Here is a 19,881-nt window from a genome sequence, read left to right as displayed (position 1 = left end):
TTTCCTCATTGATAAATGTAGCGGGCGAAAATCTCGTCCAGCATATTAAGGATATGTGTTTTACCCAGTATTGGCCGGGTAGCAAGGGCGTTCGCCACCAGCGCCGGCGTCAACCGATGTTCACACTCCTGCGCCAGGGGACGATAACTCAGGTGCCAGGGCTCGGCGGCCACGCCGTGGCCACTGGCATAGGGCAGGTAAAAGCCAAACCGCTCCATATTGGCAGCCAGCCACTGGCTGAGCGGGTAAAAATACCCGCTCGGCTCATATTCCCAGGGTTCCAGTTGCAGCTTGTTGCCGGCGGGCAGCAGGGTCGGGTCGTAGATATCGAGATCCGTGCCCCAGTGGTGACGGCTGGTGCCGGGCAGGGCGCTCCAGCGCAAAATGGCATGAATGCGCGCGGGCTCGCTTAAAGAGAGGGCGTCCAGCGGCCGGCTGTTGGCATCCAGCAGTGGCCGGCTGCCCTCGAACTTGCCGTTCCAGATGGCCAGCTGGCGGTCAAAGCCGCGAAAGCTCGACGCCGGCGCCAGATGGAATCCAGCGCCGGCGGCCGCCGCCTGCAGGGCCACAAAGGCATCTCTGGCCTCGGCCTGCAGCCGGTGCCCCGGCTCGGCCAGGGGCACCAGATGGCTTTCATTCAGGCCCAGCAGGCAGTCGGGCATCATGCCAGCAACCGCTCCAGAATGCCTTCATACATGTCGGCAAGCTGCTCCAGATCGGCGATTTTCACACACTCGTTGAGCTTGTGAATGGTGGCGTTGACCGGCCCCAGCTCAATCACCTGGGCGCCGGTCTGGGCGATAAAGCGCCCGTCGGAGGTACCGCCTGTGGTGAGCAGCGCCGGCTCCTGATGACGCACCGCCTGCACCGCACCCACGGTGGCGGTGAGCAGATCGCCGGTGTCGGTGAGAAAGGGTTTGCCGTTGAGCAGCCAGTCGATGTGATAGTCCAGGCCGTGGGCGTCGAGCACGCTGTGCACCCGGGCCTTTATCTTGTCTTCGTCGAGCTCGGTGCTGAAACGGAAATTGAACTGCACCTTCATTTCGCCCGGGATCACGTTGGAAGCACCGGTACCGGCGTGCACATTGGCAATCTGAAAGCTGGTGGGCGGGAAATAGTCGTTGCCCTTGTCCCATACGGTGGCGGCCAGCTCGGCCAGGGCGGGGGAGGCCTTGTGCACCGGGTTGTCGGCCAGGTGCGGATAGGCCACATGGCCCTGTACGCCTTTTACGGTGAGATCACCGGTCAGCGAGCCCCGGCGGCCGTTCTTGACCACATCACCCACCTCGTGAGTGGATGAAGGCTCACCCACCAGACACCAGGTGATTTTCTCGTTGCGGGCCTCCAGGGTGTCCACCACCCGGGTGGTGCCATTGATAAAGGGGCCTTCCTCGTCGCTGGTGATCAGAAAGGCAATGGAGCCCTTGTGATCCGGATTGCGGGCCACAAAGCGCTCGGTGGCGACCACCATGGCGGCCAGCGAACCTTTCATGTCGGCGGCGCCCCGGCCGTGCAGGTAGCCGTCGATTTCGGTAGCCTCAAAGGGCGGGGTGTGCCACTGATCCAGCGGCCCGGGGGGCACCACATCGGTATGGCCGGCAAAGCAGAACAACGGGCCCTCGGTGCCACGGCGGGCCCAGAGGTTGGTGGTGTCTTCAAACACCATGGATTCCAGCTTGAACCCCAGGGCGGCCAGCCGATCGCCCATCAGCTCCTGGCAGCCTTCGTCTTCGGGGGTCACCGAGGGGCGGTTAATCAGCTCTTTGGTGAGCGCCAGCACGGCAGAGTCAGTCATGTGTTTCCTTACTTCTTTTTTATTGGTTGAACAGGCTGGCATACAGCTCGGGCTTGAACCCCAGATGCAGCTCGCCGTCGAGGTTCAGCAGCGGTCGCTTGATCATGGCCGGATGGGCCTGCAGCAGGGCGGCGGCGGTGTCGGGCCCCAGGGCGGCCTTGTCTTCATCGCTCAGGGTCCGGTAAGTGGTGCCCCGCTTGTTGACCAGCGCCTCGTGGCCTAGCACCTCCAGCCAGTGGGCCAGCTGTTCCGGGTCGAGGCCATCGGCGCGGTGATCCACAAAGCGGTAGTCGATGCCCGCCTGTTCCAGCCACTTGCGGGCCTTTTTGATGGTGTCGCAGTTTTTGATGCCGTAGAGAGTAACGGTCATGGTGCAGCTCGTTAAAGAGGGTGGCCGGAATTTTGTCATTTAACCCTCAGGGCTGCAACCAGCCCGGTCGGCGGGTAAAATACGCTGGCGCATTACGACAGCTTTGGGTAGTGTTAGCGACTTTGAATTCCCGTCGTCGCCAAGCGGGCCCGGATGATTGCCGGGCTTCGGCACTTCACGCGGCTTTTCGTTCGCTTTGCCTTCAAAATAAAAGGGGAAAGGCTTGGAGCTCAAGGAATACTGGAGTGACAGTCATCATTCCAGCGACTTTAAACTGACCCGCATCGGCTTTGTGGCCATTCGTTTTCGCTGGCTGGTCACCCTGCTTATCATCGGCATTGCCGGCTGGATTGCCGTTGACTGGTGGGTACTGGATCCGGCCCATTTCAAGCTGATCTGGAAGATTCGCCTGATCACCGGCGCCATGCTGACCCCCCTGCTGCCGCTCAGTTACCTGTGCAAGCTCAACCGGCGCTGGATGGTGGCCTCCCTGTATTTTCTGGTGGGGGTACTGCTCGCCTTTAATCTGGTTGGGTTGTGGAGCTTTCGTGACGGCGCCCCCATTCCCATCGGCTATATTGCCTTTCCCTATTTTCTGCTGGCGCTGCTGAGCGTGCTGCCGCTGCCGGTGAAGTCAGGGCTCAGAGTGGCGGCAGTGATCACCCTGTGTGTGCTGGCCACCGATTACTGGCTGGATTCCCGCAGTCTGGACAACGGCGCCCTGCTGGACCGGCTCTGGCTGCTGATTTGCTTCAGTCTCGCCATGATCTGGGTACAGGCGGGACAGCTGCGCATGCTGCTGGATCTGTACCGGGAGTCGACCCGGGATCCGCTGACCCGGCTGATGAACCGCCGCTTGTTTATGCGCCAGCTGGCGCATCAGCGCGATGAGGGAGGCCGCCGTCCCTACACCCTTATTCTGTTTGATCTGGACCGCTTCAAGCGCATCAACGACGAACATGGTCACCTGATGGGAGACGAGGTGCTGGTGCGGGTGGCCACCACCCTGGGAGACATCTTTGGCCCCGAGGCCATTATGTCGCGCTATGGCGGCGAGGAGTTTATGGTATTGCTGCCCGACACCACCCTGGAGCAGGGCCTGCGCCAGGCCGAGACCCTGCGTCTGGCGGTGGAATCCCAGCCGGTGGAAAACCCCCTGGGCGAGGGGGAAATTACCGTTACCCTGAGTGCCGGCGTGGTGGAAGGACGCCACGACAGTGATCTGCAAAGCCTGCTCAACCGGGCCGATGAGGCGCTGTATGACGCCAAGTGCAGCGGTCGCAACTGTGTACAGGCGGCAGCCTGAGCAATAAGCCTCCGCGACGGTGGTTTGTAAACGGGGCTTGGCTTATACTGCTCGCCAAGCCCCCGAATACCTGATTCACATCATGACTTTCCTGCGGAAAAACAACTAAGCGAGATGTCTATGCCCCAAGACCAACAGGACAAACGTGCCCTTTACATTCCCTATGCCGGCCCCGCGCTGCTTGAAACGCCCTTGCTGAACAAGGGCAGCGCGTTCAACAAGGAAGAACGGCTTGCATTTAACCTGGACGGTCTGCTGCCCCATAACATTGAAACCATCGAAGAGCAGGTCGAACGGGCCTACAAGCAGTACTGCGGGTTTCAGAACAATCTCGACAAGCACATTTACCTGCGCAATATTCAGGATACAAACGAAACCCTGTTTTATCGCCTGGTAGAAGATCACCTCACCGAAATGATGCCCATCATTTATACCCCCACCGTGGGCCAGGCCTGTGAGGAGTTCTCCAACATTTATCGTCGCGCCCGGGGTCTGTTTATTTCCTACCCCGACAAGGATCATATCGACGACATTCTGCAAAACGCCACCAAACGCAACGTCAAGGTGATGGTGGTCACCGACGGCGAGCGTATTCTGGGCCTGGGTGACCAGGGCATCGGCGGCATGGGCATTCCCATCGGCAAGCTGTCCCTGTATGTGGCCTGTGGCGGCATTTCACCGGCCTACACCCTGCCGGTGGTACTGGATGCGGGCACCAACAACCCACAGCTGCTGAAAGACCCCATGTACATGGGCTGGCGCAACCCGCGGGTCACCGGCGAGGAATACGAAGAGTTCGTGGACGCCTTTATTCAGGCGGTGAAGCGCCGCTGGCCGGACGTGCTGCTGCAGTTTGAAGACTTCGCTCAGAAAAACGCCATGCCGGTGCTCAACCGCTACAAGGACGAGCTGTGCTGCTTTAACGACGACATTCAGGGCACCGCTGCCGTGACCCTGGGCTCACTGATCGCTGCCTGTCAGGCCAGCGGCAGCAAGCTGTCCGAAAAGAAAGTGGCTTTCCTGGGTGCCGGCTCCGCCGGTTGTGGTATTGCCGAGCAGATTGTGGCGCAGATGAAGGCCGAGGGCCTGAGCGATGCCAAGGCCCGGGAGCGGGTATACATGGTAGACCGTTTTGGGCTTATTACCGACAACATGCCCAATCTGGTGGACTTTCAGCGTCCGCTGGCCCAGTCGCCGGAAAACCTGCAGGACTGGACCGTGGCCGGTGACAATATCTCCCTGCTGGAGGTGATGCAGAACGCCAAACCCGATATTCTGATCGGTGTGTCCGGCCAGCCGGGTCTGTTCACCAAGGAAGTGATCCAGACCATGCACGCTCACTGCGAGCGGCCCATTATCTTCCCGCTGTCCAACCCCACTTCCCGGGTGGAAGCGACCCCGGAAGAGATCATCAACTGGACCGACGGCAAGGCTCTGGTCGCCACCGGCAGCCCCTTTGCACCGGTAGAGTACAAGGGCACCCTGTACGAGATCGCCCAGTGCAACAACTCCTACATCTTCCCCGGCATCGGCCTGGGGGTACTGGCCTGTGGCGCCAAACGGATCACTGACGCCATGCTGATGGCCTCCAGCCGTGCCCTGGCGGCCTGCTCGCCCCTGGCCCGGGACGGTGAAGGCGCCTTGCTGCCGCCGCTGGATGAAATTCAGCAGGTGAGCCGTCATATCGCCAAGATGGTGGCCAAAACCGCCCAGCTGCAGGGCCAGGCGCTGCAGACCTCCGACGAGGTGCTGGACAAGGCCATTGAGGCCAACTACTGGACCCCGGAATACCGCAAGTACCGTCGCGTGTCGTTCTGACCCTGAAGTGCGGTAATAAAGGCATGCTTCGGCATGCCTTTTTTTTGCCCGGAGTCCGGGCCCAATCATGGTGATAGTTTGTTCACCCTGAAGATTGCCCGCGGTTTGGTGATGTGAATCAATTGTTTGTTTAATCTGGAATTTTGTCATGCTATAACCCCACTGAAATAAGGATTAGGTTGCCGGTTAATGGCCGTTGCGCTCACTCAAGGAGAGAACCATGAACGTGAAGAAATCCCTGCTTGCTCTGTCGATGTGTACCCTGCTGGGAGGGCCTGCTTATGCCGCCGTGGTTCCTGAAGGCACAGAGCTTGCCGGGGTGCAGCAACTGGTGCGGGGCAATGGCTCCGAGCCGGCGTCCCTGGATCCGCACAAGGTGGAAGGGGTACCCGAGAGCAATGTGCTGCGGGATCTGTTCGAGGGGCTGGTGAATTCCGGTCCCGATGGCGAGGTGGTCCCCGGGGTGGCCGAGCGCTGGGAAACCAAAGACAACCTGGTGTATGTGTTTCATCTTCGCGACGACGCCAAATGGTCCAACGGTGATCCGGTGACCGCCGCAGATTTTGAATATGCCCTCAGGCGGGCGGTGGATCCCGCCACCGCCTCGCCTTATTCCTGGTATCTGGAAAAGGCCACCATTCTCAATGCCACCGAGGTGGTGAACGGCAACAAGCCCGCCAGTGAGCTGGGCGTGAAGGCGCTGGATGAGCACACCCTGGAAATTACCCTGGCCAGCCCCGTGCCCTATTTTGTGTCCATGCTGTCGCTGGCGCCCACCTACCCGGTGCACAGGGCCACGGTGGAAAAACACGGCGACGAATGGACCCGTGTCGGCAATATGGTCTCCAACGGTGCCTACCGGCTGAGCAACTGGGTGGTGAATGAACGCATCGAGCTGGCGCGTAACCCTGAATACTGGAATAACGCCGACACCGTGGTGGACAAGGTGGTCTACCTGCCGATAGCGTCCCAGAATGCAGAAATGAACCGTTTCCTGTCCGGCGAGCTGGACATGACCTACGACATTCCTCTGGAGCACTTCAAACGGCTGCAAAAGGAGCACCCCGACGCCATTCGCGTGGGCGGCTATGTGGGCACCTATTACTATGTGTTCAACACGCAAAAACCCCCTTTTAACGATGCCCGCGTACGCAATGCCCTGTCTTATGCCATTGACCGCGACATTATTGCGCACAAGGTCATGGGGCAGGGAGAGCGGCCCGCCTATACGCTTGCCCCCGAGGTGGTGAACGGCTTTACTCCGCCGGCGGTGGACTGGGCCGGCTGGACCCAGCAGCAGCGGGATGAAAAGGCCCGGGCGCTGATAGAAGCAGCCGGTTACGGCAAGGACAAGCCGCTGCGCTTTGAGCTGCTCTACAACACCAACGACAATCACCGCAAGGTGGCGGTGGCTATTGCCTCCATGTGGAAAAAACACCTGGGGGTGGAAGTAGAGCTGGTTAACCAGGAATGGAAAACCTACCTCGATACCAAAACCCAGGGGAACTTTGACGTGGCCCGGGCCGGCTGGATTGCCGACTATAACGAGGCGTCCAGCATGCTGGATCTGATGCAGAGCAGCCATGGCAACAACGATGGAAAATACAGCAATCCGGAGTTTGACCGGCTGATGGCCGAATCGCGGCTGGTGAGTGACGACACCGCCCGCAACAGCCTCTATGCCCAGGCCGAGGAAATCCTGGCGGTGGACATGCCCATTGCACCCATCTATCAGTATGTGAAGGCGCGGCTGGTGCAGCCTCATGTGGGCGGCTATCCCGACAATCCCCTGGACAATATCTACAGCAAGGATCTGTATATCAGGGCGAAGTGATTAGGCGCCTGAAGGTTGGCTGCGCATTTCGGTGTGGCCGTTAACATCGCTATGCATTCCCACGCAGAGCGTGGGAACGAGATGGCAGGCAACTCCTTGTCTGCATGAAGCAGCAGCAGCGTTTGCCGGACCCGACCGTCAAATGCCAGGGATGGCATTTGCCGAGCGCCCCAAGGAGGGGCTCGAAGCGTGTCGGGGGAGGTAATGCTGCTGATGCTTCCTTGCACTGCTGGTTACAGGTTACTCCATGTTTAAATTCATACTAAAGCGAATACTGGAAGCCATTCCCACCCTGCTGGTGCTGATCACCATTTCCTTCTTTATGATGCGCTTTGCGCCGGGTAACCCCTTCAGCACAGAGCGCTCACTGCCGCCGGAAGTCATGGCCAATATCGAGGCCAAATACGGTCTCGACAAGCCGGTGCTGGCGCAGTATTTCACCTACCTGGGCAACCTGGCGCAAGGGGATCTGGGCCCTTCGTTCAAGTACCGGGACTTTACCGTTAACGAGCTGGTCGCCCAGGCATTGCCGGTGTCGGCCCGTATCGGCCTGTTCGCCTTTACCGGGGCCGTGCTGCTGGGGGTGGCCGCGGGCATGACAGCGGCGCTCAGGCAAAACAGCTGGGTGGACTATATGGTGATGTCCGGTGCCATGCTGGGGGTGGTGATCCCGTCCTTTGTGCTGGCGCCCCTGCTTATTCTGGTGTTTGCCATTGTGCTCGGGTGGCTGCCCGCCGGCGGCTGGCAGGACGGTGGCTGGCAATACCTGCTGCTGCCGGTGACCGCCATGATGATGCACTACATTGCCGCCATTGCCCGCATTATGCGCGGCGCCATGATCGAGGTGATGAACAGTCCCTTTATTCGCACCGCCAGGGCCAAGGGGCTGCCCATGTCGCGCATTCTGCTGCGCCATGCCCTGCGTCCGGCCATGCTGCCGGTGGTGTCCTACCTGGGGCCGGCCTTTGTGGGCATCATCACCGGCTCCGTGGTGATCGAAACCATCTTTGGCCTGCCCGGCATCGGCCAGCTGTTTGTAAACGGCGCCCTCAACCGGGACTATTCCATGGTGCTGGGGCTTACCATACTGGTGGGCGCGCTCACCATTGCCTTTAATGCGGTGGTCGACATTCTTTATGCCCTGATCGACCCCAAAATCCGTTACTGAGGCGCGCATGGTGACAACCAAGGACAAAACCGTGGCGGTGACCCGGTTTGCCGGTGAGCTGGAGGTACAGGGACGCTCCCTGTGGGCGGACGCCCGCCGGCGCTTTCTTCGAAACCGGGCGGCGCTGGCCAGCCTGCTGCTCCTGCTGCTGATGGCGTTGCTGGTGCTGGCGGGGCCGTCTTTTTCCGATTACGCCTACGACGACACCGACTGGGGCGCCATGATGGCCCCGCCGGCGCTGGATAACGGGCATTATTTCGGGACCGACTCCCTGGGGCGGGATCTGTTTGTACGCACCCTTGTCGGGGGGCGCATCTCGCTGATGGTGGGGCTGCTCGGCGCCCTGGTGGCGGTGGTGATCGGCACGCTTTACGGCGCTACCGCCGGTTTTGTGGGTGGACGCACCGACAGGGTGATGATGCGCATACTGGAAATTCTCTATTCCTTTCCCTTTATGTTTTTCGTGATCCTGCTGATCACCTTTTTCGGCCGTAACATAGGGCTGATTTTCTTTGCCATCGGTGCAGTGAGCTGGCTCGACATGGCGCGCATTGTGCGCGGCCAGACCCTGAGCCTGAAGGGCAGAGAGTTTATTGAGGCGGCCGAGGTGTGCGGTGTCAGCCGCTTTCGGATTATCACCCGCCATATCGTGCCCAATGTGCTGGGCATTGTGGTGGTGTACGCCACCCTGCTGGTGCCGGGCATGATTTTGTTTGAGTCTTTTCTCAGCTTTCTCGGCCTGGGTGTGCAGGAGCCCATGACCAGCTGGGGCGCCCTGCTCGATGAAGGGGCCAAGTCGATGGAGGTCGCTCCCTGGCAATTGCTGTTTCCCGCCGGCTTTATGGTGGTGACCCTGTTTTGCTTCAACTTTCTGGGGGATGGTCTGCGCGACGCCCTGGATCCCCGGGACCGCTGATCGGAGGCCGGAATGGAACTGCTGAATGTCGATGCCCTCAGGGTGGAATTTGATACGCCGGAAGGCCGGGTGGTGGCGGTCAGTGATCTCGGCTTCACCCTTGAAGCCGGCGAAACCCTCGGCATTGTCGGCGAGTCGGGCTCGGGCAAGAGCCAGACCGCCTTTGCCATTATGGGGCTGCTGGCAAAAAACGGTCGCGCCACCGGCAGTTTGCGCTATCGAGGGCAGGAGCTGCTGGGGTTGCCGGAGCGGGAGCTGAACCGCATTCGCGCCGAAGAAATCGCCATGATTTTTCAGGATCCCATGACCTCGCTCAATCCCTATATGAAGGTGGGGGAGCAGCTGATGGAGGTGCTGCTGCTGCACAAGGGCATAAGCCGGAAGGAAGCCTTTAACGAGTCGGTGTGCATGCTGGACGCGGTGCACATTCCCGAGGCGCGGGATCGCATGGGGCGTTATCCCCACGAGTTTTCCGGCGGCATGCGCCAGCGGGTGATGATCGCCATGGCATTGCTGTGCCGGCCCAGTCTGCTGATTGCCGACGAGCCCACCACGGCCCTGGATGTGACCGTGCAGGCCCAGATCATGAGTCTGCTCAACGAGCTGAAAACCGAGTTCAGTACCGCCATTATGCTGATCACCCATGATCTGGGGGTGGTGGCGGGCAGCTGCGACCGGGTGATGGTGATGTATGCCGGCCGCACCATGGAAGTGGGGGCGGTGCGGGACATCTTCTATCGGCCGGCTCACCCCTATACTCAGGGACTGCTGCATGCCATTCCCCGGCTCGACAGCGACGGAGAGGAGCTGGCCACCATTGCCGGCAATCCGCCCAACCTGCTGCAGCTGCCCCCGGGTTGCCCGTTTCAGCAACGCTGCCCCTATGTGTTTGAACGTTGCCGGCAAGAAACGCCGCCTCTGGAAGACATCGGCGACGGCCGGCACAGCGCCTGTTTTCTGGAGGTGAGTCATGACTGAACCGCTGTTACGGGTGAACCATTTGCGGGTGCATTTTTCCGTGCGGGCCAGAGCGGCCTGGCCCTGGCAGGCACCGCAACAGTTAAAGGCGGTGGATGGGGTCAGCTTTAACCTGGCCCCCGGCGAAACCCTGGGGATTGTGGGGGAGTCGGGCTGTGGCAAGTCCACCCTGGCCCGGGCCATTATCGGCCTGGTGCCCGCCACCGGCGGCTCGGTGCGCTGGCAGGGCCGGGAGCTGACCGGTATGCCGGCAAGCCAGTGGCGCGAGGTGCGCCAGCACATGCAGATGATTTTTCAGGATCCGCTGGCGTCCCTTAACCCGCGCATGACGGTAGGCGACATTATTGCCGAGCCGCTCATTACCTGTTATCCGCAACGTGGCAAGGCCGAGGTGCGGCAGCGGGTGCAGTCCATGATGGAGCGGGTGGGCCTGCTGCCCAACCTGATTAACCGCTACCCTCACGAGTTTTCCGGCGGCCAGTGCCAGCGCATCGGCATTGCCCGGGCGCTGATCCTTGAACCCAGACTGATTATCTGCGACGAGCCGGTGTCGGCGCTGGATGTGTCGGTGCAGGCCCAGGTAATCAACCTGCTGAAAGATCTGCAGCGGGAAATGGGGCTGGCGCTGATTTTTATTGCCCACGATCTGTCGGTGGTGCGCCATATTTCCGACAGAGTGCTGGTGATGTATCTGGGCCACGGGGTGGAGCTGGCCGACAAGCAGGCGCTCTACAACGATCCTCGGCATCCTTATACTCAGGCCCTGCTCAGCGCGGTGCCGGTGCCGGTGCCGGATCCGGATGCGGAAAGAACCAGGCCGGTGCAGTTGCTGGAAGGGGAGTTGCCGTCGCCTCTGAACCCGCCCTCGGGTTGTGTGTTCCGCACCCGTTGTCCGCTGGCAGACGAGGGCTGTGCCCGGGCCATGCCCGTGCTTGAAGGCCCGCCTGGTCATCAAACCGCCTGTTTCAAGGTGAGCTGAGGGTCTTATTTGTGGTTCAGTCTTGAAAAGTATCGTTTTCTCCCCATATTCAGTAGCCACGGCGCGCCATCGTCCCTCGACGCTTGGAAACTGCGCCGTTATAATGCCGCGTCTGTATTTTAGCGAAGACATCGTCTTCACCAGGATTCAAGGAGCAGCCCGGGCTGTTTCAAACATCACAGGGTCAGCACCGCCGTGCTGAAGAAAATTGAGGTAAAAGAATGCAAGTTTCTGTAGAGACGACCCAGGGCCTGGAGCGCCGCCTGACCATCACTGTTCCCGCCGAGCAGGTAACCGGCGAAGTGAACAGCCGTCTGCGTCAGCTGGCCAAAACCCGCCGCATCGACGGCTTCCGTCCTGGCAAGGCCCCGCTGACCGTTATCAAGAAAATGTTCGGTGCGTCCGTGGAAGCCGACGTGGCCGGCGAGCTGATGCAGCGTAACTTTTTTGAAGCCGTGATGAGCGAAAAGCTCAACCCGGCCGGCATGCCCACCATGGAGCCGACCCCGATCAAGGCCGGCGAAGACTTCACCTTTACCGCCACCTTTGAAGTGTACCCGGAAGTGGAAGTGAAGGGCCTGGATGCGGTATCCGTTGAAAAGCCCCAGGCTGAAGTGACCGATGCCGATCTGGACAACATGATCGACACCCTGCGCAAGCAGCACGCCGACTGGGTTGAAGCCGACCGCGCCGCCGAAGACGGCGACCGCGTCACCATGAACTTCGTGGGCTCCGTAGACGGCGAAGAGTTTGAAGGCGGCAAGGCCGACGACTTCGTACTGGTACTGGGCTCCGGCCGCATGATCCCGGGCTTTGAAGACGGCCTGCTGGGCAAGAAGGCCGGTGACGAGTTCACCATCGAAGTGACCTTCCCCGAGGAATACCACGCCGAAAACCTGAAGGGCAAGCCTGCCAGCTTCGCCATTACCCTGACCAAGGTGGAAGCCCAGCAGCTGCCCGAGCTGACCGAAGAATTCGTGAAGCGCTTCGGCATCGCCGACGGCACCGTTGACGGTCTGAAAGCCGAAGTACGCAAGAACATGGAGCGCGAGCTGGCCCAGGCCCTGAAAGCCTCCGTGAAAGAGCAGGTGATCGACGGTCTGCTGGAGCAGAACGAGATCGACGTGCCCCAGTCCCTGATCGACGGCGAAGTAGACACCCTGCGCAAGCAGGCGCTGCAGCGCTTTGGTGGTCTGGATGCCAAGAACGCCCCCGAGCTGCCCGCCGAACTGTTCAAGGATCAGGCCGAGCGTCGCGTGCGCGTGGGTCTGCTGCTGGGTGAAGTGATCAAGGCCAACGAGATCAAGGCCGATGATGCCAAGGTTCAGGAAATCATCGCGTCCATGGCGTCTGCCTACGAAGATCCGGCCGAAGTGGTGGCTTACTACAACGACAACCCCCAGCTGCTGGAAAACGTACGCAGCCTGGCCGTTGAAGATCAGGCCGTCGAGTTCGTTCTGTCTCAGGCCAAGGTAACCGACAAGCAGGTTTCCTTTGACGAAGTGATGAACAAGCCGGGCATGGGCGCTTAAGATCATTTGACTTAAGCATCAAGCTCTTGCGTATAATGGCCCCAGTGTATGTGCACTCGGGCCATTTTGTTTTAGGGACAAGAATCTATGTCGAACAACCAGAATCCGATGATGGACGGACCCCTGGCCGCCCTGATCCCCATGGTGGTGGAGCAGACGGCCAAGGGCGAGCGTTCTTACGATATCTACTCGCGTCTGCTGAAGGAGCGGGTGATCTTCCTCACCGGCCAGGTTGAAGACCACATGGCCAACCTGATCTGCGCCCAGCTGCTGTTTCTGGAGTCGGAGAACCCGGAAAAGGATATTTACCTTTACATCAACTCGCCGGGTGGTTCGGTGACTGCGGGCATGTCCATTTATGACACCATGCAGTTTATCAAGCCCAATGTGAGCACCGTATGTATGGGCCAGGCCTGCTCCATGGGCGCCTTCCTGCTGGCCGGCGGTGCACCGGGCAAGCGCTTTGCGCTGCCCAACAGCCGGGTGATGATCCACCAGCCCCTGGGGGGCTTTCAGGGTCAGGCGTCGGACATTCAGATCCACGCCAAGGAAATTCTTTATATCAAGGAAAAGCTCAACCGGCTGCTGGCCGAGCACACCGGCCAGGATCTGGCGGTGGTCGAGCGCGATACCGACCGCGACAATTTCATGTCCGCGGCCCAGGCCAAAGAATACGGTCTGGTTGACGAGGTGCTCTACAAGCGCGACTGAGCAAAGCGGGGCGGGGTGCTGTACACTGTGCAGTAGAGCCGAATACGATCAGGGCCCTGCGCCGCATGCATAAGAGGTGACTGAATGACAGACAAACGCAAGGGCGAAGGGGATGGCGGCAAACTGCTGTATTGTTCCTTTTGCGGTAAAAGCCAACACGAAGTACGCAAGCTGATCGCCGGCCCTTCCGTCTATATTTGTGACGAATGTGTCGAGCTGTGCGAAGACATCATTCGGGAAGAGATCAAGGATATTTCGCCCAAGCGTGACGGCGATGCACTGCCCACGCCCCACGAAATCCGCGCTCATCTGGACGATTATGTCATTGGTCAGGACCATGCCAAAAAGGTGCTGGCGGTGGCGGTGTACAACCACTACAAGCGGCTGCGTAACGCCACCGGTGCCGACGGGGTGGAGCTGGGCAAGTCCAACATTCTGCTGATCGGTCCGACCGGCTCGGGCAAGACCCTGCTGGCCGAGACCCTGGCCAGGCTGCTGGACGTGCCCTTTACCATGGCCGACGCCACCACCCTGACCGAAGCCGGTTATGTGGGGGAAGACGTCGAGAACATCATTCAGAAGCTGCTGCAGAAGTGTGATTACGATGTGGAAAAGGCCCAGCGAGGCATTGTCTACATCGACGAGATCGACAAGATTTCCCGCAAGTCCGACAATCCCTCCATTACCCGGGATGTGTCGGGTGAGGGCGTGCAGCAGGCGTTGCTCAAGCTGATTGAAGGCACGGTGGCGTCGGTTCCGCCTCAGGGCGGGCGCAAGCATCCGCAGCAGGAGTTTCTGCAGGTGGACACCTCCAAGATCCTGTTTATTTGTGGCGGTGCCTTTGCCGGCCTCGACAAGGTGGTGGAGCAGCGTATGGATCAGGGCACCGGCATCGGCTTTGGCGCCGAGGTCAAGGCCCGGGATCAGAAAGCAACCCTGAGCGAAATCTTCACGCGGGTGGAGCCGGAAGATCTGGTCAAATACGGCCTGATCCCCGAGTTCATCGGCCGTCTGCCGGTGGTGGCGACCCTTACCGAGCTGGACGAAGACGCCCTGGTGCAGATTTTGTCCGAGCCCAAGAACGCCCTCACCAAGCAGTATGCGGCGCTGTTCGCGCTGGAAGACGTGGAGCTGGAGTTCCGCGACGACGCCCTGCGCTCCATCGCCCGCAAGGCCATGGAACGCAAGACCGGCGCCCGGGGTCTGCGCTCCATCGTGGAGGCGGTGTTGCTCGACACCATGTACGATCTGCCGTCCATGAACGATGTGTCCAAGGTGGTGATTGACGAAACCGTGATCAAGGGTGAATCCGACCCCATTCTTATCTACGAGAAAGGGGAAGCACAGGCCGCCTCCGGCGACTGAATGCGGCTTTTTTAACCTGAAAAAGGGGCATTTTGCCCCTTTTTCCGTTTTTGCCGCCGAAGCGATTGAATCTTGCGATCCCGCCCCCATATACTCACCCAAGCGCCAATACATTGCATTCAAGCCGAGAGGACACTATGACCCTAGAGCGTTCCGAACGCATCGAAACTCCCGTCCTGCCTCTCAGGGACGTGGTGGTTTATCCTCACATGGTCATCCCGCTGTTTGTGGGACGGGAAAAATCCATCCGCTGTCTGGAAGCGGCCATGGAGCAGGACAAAAAGGTACTGCTGATCGCCCAGAAAGATGCGTCCACCGATGATCCGGGCGCGGATGATGTCTACCAGGTGGGCACGGTGGCCAATGTGCTGCAGATGCTCAAGCTGCCCGATGGTACCGTCAAGGTGCTGGTGGAAGGCGCCCAGCGCGCCCGGCTGGAGCAACTGCGCGAGCAGGATGGTTACTTCGTGGCCGATGCCCAGTATCTGGCCACCCAGGCGCTGGACGAGCGCGAGCAGGAAGTGCTGGTGCGCTCCGCCATTACCCAGTTTGAAGGCTACATCAAGCTTAACAAGAAAATTCCGCCCGAGGTGCTGACCTCGCTCACCGCCATTGAAGATGCCGCCCGTCTGGCGGACACCATGGCCGCTCACATGCCGCTGAAGCTGGAAGACAAGCAGAAGGTGCTGGAAATCGCCGAAGTCGGCGAGCGCCTCGAGTACCTGATGGCGATGATGGAAGCGGAAATGGATCTGCTGCAGGTGGAACGCCGCATTCGCGCCCGTGTGAAAAAGCAGATGGAAAAGAGCCAGCGCGAGTATTACCTGAATGAGCAGATGAAGGCCATTCAGAAGGAACTCGGCGAGCTGGACGACGTGCCCGACGAGTTTGAGGCGCTGCAACAGAAAATTGACGATGCCGGCATGACCGACGACGCCAGGCAGAAGACCGAGGCGGAGCTGGCCAAGCTGAAGATGATGTCGCCCATGTCGGCGGAAGCCACCGTAGTGCGCGGCTACATCGACTGGATGGTGTCTGTACCCTGGAAGAAAAAGTCCAAGGTGAAAAAGGATCTGGCCAAGGCCGAGGAAGTGCTCGACGCCGATCACTACGGCCTGGAAAAGGTCAAGGAACGCATTATCGAGTATCTGGCGGTGCAGACCCGCACCAACAAGCTCAAAGGCCCCATTCTGTGTCTGGTGGGACCGCCCGGCGTGGGCAAGACCTCTCTGGGTCAGTCCATTGCCAGGGCCACCGGCCGCAAATATGTGCGCATGGCCCTGGGTGGCGTGCGGGACGAGGCCGAGATCCGCGGTCACCGCCGTACCTACATCGGCTCCATGCCCGGCAAGCTGATCCAGAAAATGGCCAAGGTAGGGGTGCGCAACCCGCTGTTCCTGCTGGATGAAATCGACAAGATGTCCTCAGACATGCGCGGCGATCCGTCCTCGGCGCTGCTGGAAGTGCTGGATCCGGAGCAGAACCACAGCTTTAACGACCACTATCTGGAAGTGGACTACGATCTGTCCGATGTGATGTTCGTGGCCACCTCCAACTCCATGCACATTCCCGGCCCGTTGCTGGACCGGATGGAAGTGATCCGGCTGTCGGGTTATACCGAGGATGAAAAGCTCAACATCGCCAAACGTCACCTGCTGGCCAAGCAGATCAGCCGCAACGGCCTGAAGGAAAGCGAGCTGGTGGTGGAAGACTCCGCCATTATCGGCATTATCCGCTATTACACCCGGGAAGCCGGGGTACGTAGCCTGGAGCGGGAAATCTCCAAGCTGTGCCGCAAGGCGGTGAAGGAAATTCTGCTCAACAAGGACATCAAGCAGGTGGTGATCAACGGTGACAACCTGAAGAAATATCTGGGTGTGGCCCGCTTTGACTACGGCAAGGCGGAAGAAAGCAACCAGATCGGTCAGGTGACCGGCCTGGCCTGGACCGAAGTGGGCGGCGATCTGCTGACCATTGAGGTGGCCAATGTACCGGGCAAGGGCAAGCTCAGCTATACCGGCTCTCTCGGTGACGTGATGCAGGAGTCCATTCAGGCGGCGATGACGGTGGTGCGCTCCCGTGCCGAAAAGTGGCGCATCAACGCCGACTTCTACGAGAAGCGCGACATTCACGTGCACGTGCCCGAGGGCGCCACCCCCAAGGATGGCCCCAGCGCCGGTATCGCCATGTGCACCGCGCTGGTGTCCAGCCTCACCGGCAACCCGGTACGGGCCGATGTGGCCATGACCGGCGAGATCACCCTGCGCGGCGAAGTGCTGCCCATCGGCGGCCTCAAGGAAAAGCTGCTGGCGGCCCATCGGGGCGGCATCAAGCGGGTAGTGATCCCGGCGGAAAACGAGCGGGATCTGGAAGAAATTCCGGAAAACGTCAAGGGCGATCTGGAGATCCATCCGGTGCGCTGGGTGGACGAAGTGCTGGAGCTGGCGCTGGAACAGCCGCCGGAAGGCTTTGCCGTGGCCTCGGCCTGAGCTTTTTCGCCGCCAGCGGCGGTTTGAGGCTTGTCAGTGACTCAGACTCGCAGTAGCCTTGAAAAGCTTTGTGGCAGCCGGTCAGGATGATACCGGCTCGCCAGACTCAAATAACAGGGTTGTGTCATCTGGCCAACCTCAAAAAAATGAAAAGGGGAATGACCGTGAATAAATCTCAACTGATTGACAGAATCGCCGATGGCGCCGACATCACCAAGGCCTCTGCCGGCCGTGCGCTGGACGCCTTTGTGGAAGCGATCACCGAAACCCTGAAAGACGGTGACTCTGTCTCTCTGGTTGGCTTTGGTACCTTTGAAGTGCGTGAGCGCGCCGCCCGTACCGGTCGCAACCCGCAAACCGGCGCCACCATTGAAATCGCTGCCGCCAAGACCCCGGCCTTCAAGGCCGGCAAGGCCCTGAAAGACGCCGTTAACTGAAGTCAGCACACCGGCACTTACGTCGGTTAATCTGAATCCGAACAAGGCGCATCCTGTGGTGCGCTTTTTTTCGGCACTGGCGGTGAGCCGCCATCGGGAGCAATAACGACTTATGTTTTTTGACAAACTGAGAGCGGGTGCCCAGGGCACCACCTCCAAGATCATACTGGTTGCCATCATACTGTCCTTTGCCCTGGCCGGCGTGGGCAGCTACGTGACCCGCCCGGTGCAGGAAGTGGCGGCCGTGGTCAACGGCGACGAGATCCCTGCCCAGGTTCTGGAAAACGCCTACCGCAACGAACGTGCCCGTCTGGAAAGCCAGCTGGGCGAGCAGTTCAGCCAGTTGCTGGCCGATCCGGCCTATGTGGCGCAAATTCGCCGTTCGGTACTGGAGCAGCTGGTAGAGCAGCGGCTGATTGACCAGAAAATCGCCGATCTGGGTCTGCGCGCCAGCGATGAGCAGGTGCGCAATGCCATTCGTTCCCTGCCCGAGTTTCAGGTGGATGGCAAATTTGACAATGACCGTTACCTGCAGCTGCTGAGCCGTAACAATCTGACTCCGGAGCAGCTTCGCGACAGCATTCGCCAGGATCTGAACCGGCAGATGCTGCTGAACGCCGTGGTCGGCTCGGCCTTTTCACTGCAGAGTGAAGCCGGTCTGCTGGACCGGCTGACCCGCCAGCAGCGCAGCGCCACCCTGGTGCGCCTGCCTCTGGCGCAGTATGAAGCCAAAGCCCAGGTCAGCGACGAAGAGGCACAGGCCTGGTATCAGGCGCACCCGGAGCAGTTTCAGCGCCCCGAGCAGGTGAAGCTCAACTATGTGTTGCTGGATGCCGGCACAGTCTCTGCCGATGATATCGATGAACAGGCCATCGAGGACTACTACGCCGCCAATCAGGCCAGTTACACTCAGCCCGAGCAGCGCCGGGTGGCCCATATCATGGTGAACAAGAGCGATGATGCGGAAGAAAAAATTCAGGCCATTGCCGAGCGCCTGACCGCCGGCGAAGACTTTGCCGAGCTGGCCAGAGCCGAGTCTGACGACACCTTTACCGGTGAGGACGGCGGTGAGCTGGACTGGATGGAGTCCGGTACTCTGGATCCGGCCTTTGATCAGGCGGCCTTTGGTCTGGCGGAAGCGGGTGATGTATCCGGCGTGGTGGAAAGCGAATTTGGTCTGCATCTGATCAAGCTGCTGGAGGTGCGTCCGGCTCAGGTTAAACCGTTGAAAGACGTTCGTGATGCCATTGCTGCACGCCTCGCTGCCGAGCAGGCCGGCAATGACTTCTACCAGCGTGAACAGCGGCTGGCGGAGCTGGCCTTTGAGTTTCCCGACTCCCTCGATATGGCCGCCGGCGAGCTGGATCTGACCGTGCAGTCTACCGGCTTTGTGTCTGCGGATGAGCTGCCTGAGGTGCTGGCCGATCCGCGTCTGGTGACCCAGGCGTTTTCGGCGGAGCTGCGTGAGCAACGCATGAACTCGGATCTGATTGAGCTGGGTGACAACAAGGCGGCGGTGATCCGGGTGCTGGATTACCGTCCGGCGGCGGTGCGTGACTTCGAGGAAGTGAAGGCCGAAGCCCGTGCCCAGGCGCTGAAGGACAAGGCTGCCGAGCTGGCGCGAGAAGCGGCCGGTGAGCTGGAGCAGGTATGGACCGAGGGTGATATTGCAGGCTGGCTGAGCGAGCATGAACTGAGCGCCAGTGAGCTGACCGACGTGACCCGGGAAAGCGCCCAGGATCCGGCTCTGCTCAATGCCCTGTTTGCCATGACGGCACCGGACGAGCAGCCCAGCCTGCAGACGGTGACCCTGTCCGGAGGGGATCTGGCGGTGCTGCGCCTGAACAGCGTCAACACCCCTGAGGCGCCTTCTGAGCAGCTGGCGCTGATCCGTCAGGGACAGAGCCGGGTACAGGGCCAGCGGGACTACCAGAGCCTGCTCAACGCGCTCAAGACCGAAGCCGACATTGAATATCGCCAGGTTCAGAGCGAAGACGACAGCTTCTTCTGATCGACCATGAATGTCATCACCCTCACAGGCGCTTCGGTGCCTGTGAGAACCTGTTTGAAATCTTTCGCCAATAGCCGATACTGGACGGATGAAACGAAAAACATACCCCAGCGACATTACGCGAGCACAATTTGAAGCCGTCAGACCGTTATTGGAACAGGCCAGTAAGCGC

16 protein-coding genes are annotated in these 19,881 nt (G+C 60.1%); 13 read left to right on the top strand and 3 right to left on the bottom strand.

All coding sequences use genetic code 11. The annotated features are described in order from the left end of the window. Nucleotides 1–5 precede the first annotated feature (5 nt). The 3 genes from DA373_RS13325 to DA373_RS13315 are packed head-to-tail and all read right to left on the bottom strand — an operon-like array spanning nt 6 to nt 2,165. Complete coding sequence (locus DA373_RS13325; protein WP_107852798.1) at nt 6–665, bottom strand: M15 family metallopeptidase; 660 nt, start codon at nt 663–665, stop codon at nt 6–8. Next, nucleotides 662–1,795, bottom strand: a complete 1,134-nt coding sequence (gene dapE, locus DA373_RS13320; RefSeq protein ID WP_107852797.1) for a succinyl-diaminopimelate desuccinylase — start codon at nt 1,793–1,795, stop codon at nt 662–664. The genes DA373_RS13325 and dapE overlap by 4 nt, the downstream gene beginning before the upstream one ends. Nucleotides 1,796–1,814: 19 nt before the next feature. Continuing rightward, on the bottom strand, nt 1,815–2,165 hold the full coding sequence (locus DA373_RS13315) for an ArsC family reductase (protein ID WP_107852796.1): 351 nt from the start codon (nt 2,163–2,165) through the stop codon (nt 1,815–1,817). 223 nt (nt 2,166–2,388) lie between these two features. On the opposite strand from DA373_RS13315, the gene DA373_RS13310 reads away from it, so the two are divergent. The 13 genes from DA373_RS13310 (at nt 2,389) to DA373_RS13250 (ending at nt 19,709) form a co-directional block, all read left to right on the top strand. Next, entirely contained in the window at nt 2,389–3,471 is a 1,083-nt protein-coding gene (locus DA373_RS13310; protein WP_107852795.1) for a GGDEF domain-containing protein, read from the top strand. 120 nt (nt 3,472–3,591) lie between these two features. Further along, on the top strand, nt 3,592–5,289 hold the full coding sequence (locus tag DA373_RS13305; protein WP_107852794.1) for an NAD-dependent malic enzyme: 1,698 nt from the start codon (nt 3,592–3,594) through the stop codon (nt 5,287–5,289). Nucleotides 5,290–5,509: 220 nt separating this feature from the next. Continuing rightward, nucleotides 5,510–7,123, top strand: a complete 1,614-nt coding sequence (locus DA373_RS13300; protein WP_107852793.1) for an ABC transporter substrate-binding protein — start codon at nt 5,510–5,512, stop codon at nt 7,121–7,123. A 247-nt stretch (nt 7,124–7,370) separates the two neighbouring features. Further along, nucleotides 7,371–8,291 carry an oligopeptide ABC transporter permease OppB gene (gene oppB, locus DA373_RS13295; protein WP_107852792.1) on the top strand — a complete coding sequence of 307 codons (921 nt, stop codon included), beginning with the start codon at nt 7,371–7,373 and terminating at the stop codon, nt 8,289–8,291. Between the two features lie 7 nt (nt 8,292–8,298). After that, nucleotides 8,299–9,207 (top strand): oligopeptide ABC transporter permease OppC, encoded by a 909-nt coding sequence (gene oppC, locus DA373_RS13290; RefSeq protein ID WP_107852791.1) that lies wholly within the window; start codon nt 8,299–8,301, stop codon nt 9,205–9,207. A 12-nt stretch (nt 9,208–9,219) separates the two neighbouring features. After that, nucleotides 9,220–10,185 carry an oligopeptide ABC transporter ATP-binding protein OppD gene (gene oppD / locus DA373_RS13285; protein WP_107852790.1) on the top strand — a complete coding sequence of 322 codons (966 nt, stop codon included), beginning with the start codon at nt 9,220–9,222 and terminating at the stop codon, nt 10,183–10,185. Continuing rightward, on the top strand, nt 10,178–11,164 hold the full coding sequence (oppF, locus tag DA373_RS13280) for a murein tripeptide/oligopeptide ABC transporter ATP binding protein OppF (protein ID WP_107852789.1): 987 nt from the start codon (nt 10,178–10,180) through the stop codon (nt 11,162–11,164). The genes oppD and oppF overlap by 8 nt, the downstream gene beginning before the upstream one ends. A gap of 221 nt (nt 11,165–11,385) precedes the next feature. Then, the gene (tig, locus tag DA373_RS13275; protein WP_107852788.1) at nt 11,386–12,696 is read left to right on the top strand and encodes a trigger factor; all 1,311 of its coding nucleotides are present in this window, start codon (nt 11,386–11,388) and stop codon (nt 12,694–12,696) included. A gap of 87 nt (nt 12,697–12,783) precedes the next feature. Further along, the gene (gene clpP, locus DA373_RS13270; protein ID WP_107852787.1) at nt 12,784–13,407 is read left to right on the top strand and encodes an ATP-dependent Clp endopeptidase proteolytic subunit ClpP; all 624 of its coding nucleotides are present in this window, start codon (nt 12,784–12,786) and stop codon (nt 13,405–13,407) included. An 84-nt stretch (nt 13,408–13,491) separates the two neighbouring features. Beyond that, entirely contained in the window at nt 13,492–14,772 is a 1,281-nt protein-coding gene (clpX, locus tag DA373_RS13265) for an ATP-dependent protease ATP-binding subunit ClpX (protein ID WP_107852786.1), read from the top strand. Between the two features lie 137 nt (nt 14,773–14,909). Further along, nucleotides 14,910–17,261, top strand: a complete 2,352-nt coding sequence (gene lon / locus DA373_RS13260) for an endopeptidase La (RefSeq protein ID WP_107852785.1) — start codon at nt 14,910–14,912, stop codon at nt 17,259–17,261. Nucleotides 17,262–17,419: 158 nt separating this feature from the next. Continuing rightward, nucleotides 17,420–17,698 (top strand): HU family DNA-binding protein, encoded by a 279-nt coding sequence (locus DA373_RS13255; RefSeq protein WP_269801427.1) that lies wholly within the window; start codon nt 17,420–17,422, stop codon nt 17,696–17,698. A 112-nt stretch (nt 17,699–17,810) separates the two neighbouring features. After that, complete coding sequence (locus DA373_RS13250) at nt 17,811–19,709, top strand: SurA N-terminal domain-containing protein (RefSeq protein WP_107852784.1); 1,899 nt, start codon at nt 17,811–17,813, stop codon at nt 19,707–19,709. Nucleotides 19,710–19,881: the final 172 nt, after the last annotated feature.

It is taken from the genome of Oceanimonas marisflavi, from assembly GCF_003049725.1.
Classification (GTDB): Bacteria; Pseudomonadota; Gammaproteobacteria; order Enterobacterales; family Aeromonadaceae; genus Oceanimonas; species Oceanimonas marisflavi.
The sequence above is the reverse complement of the archived record's forward strand: the minus strand, read 5'-3'. Positions and strand labels throughout refer to the sequence as shown.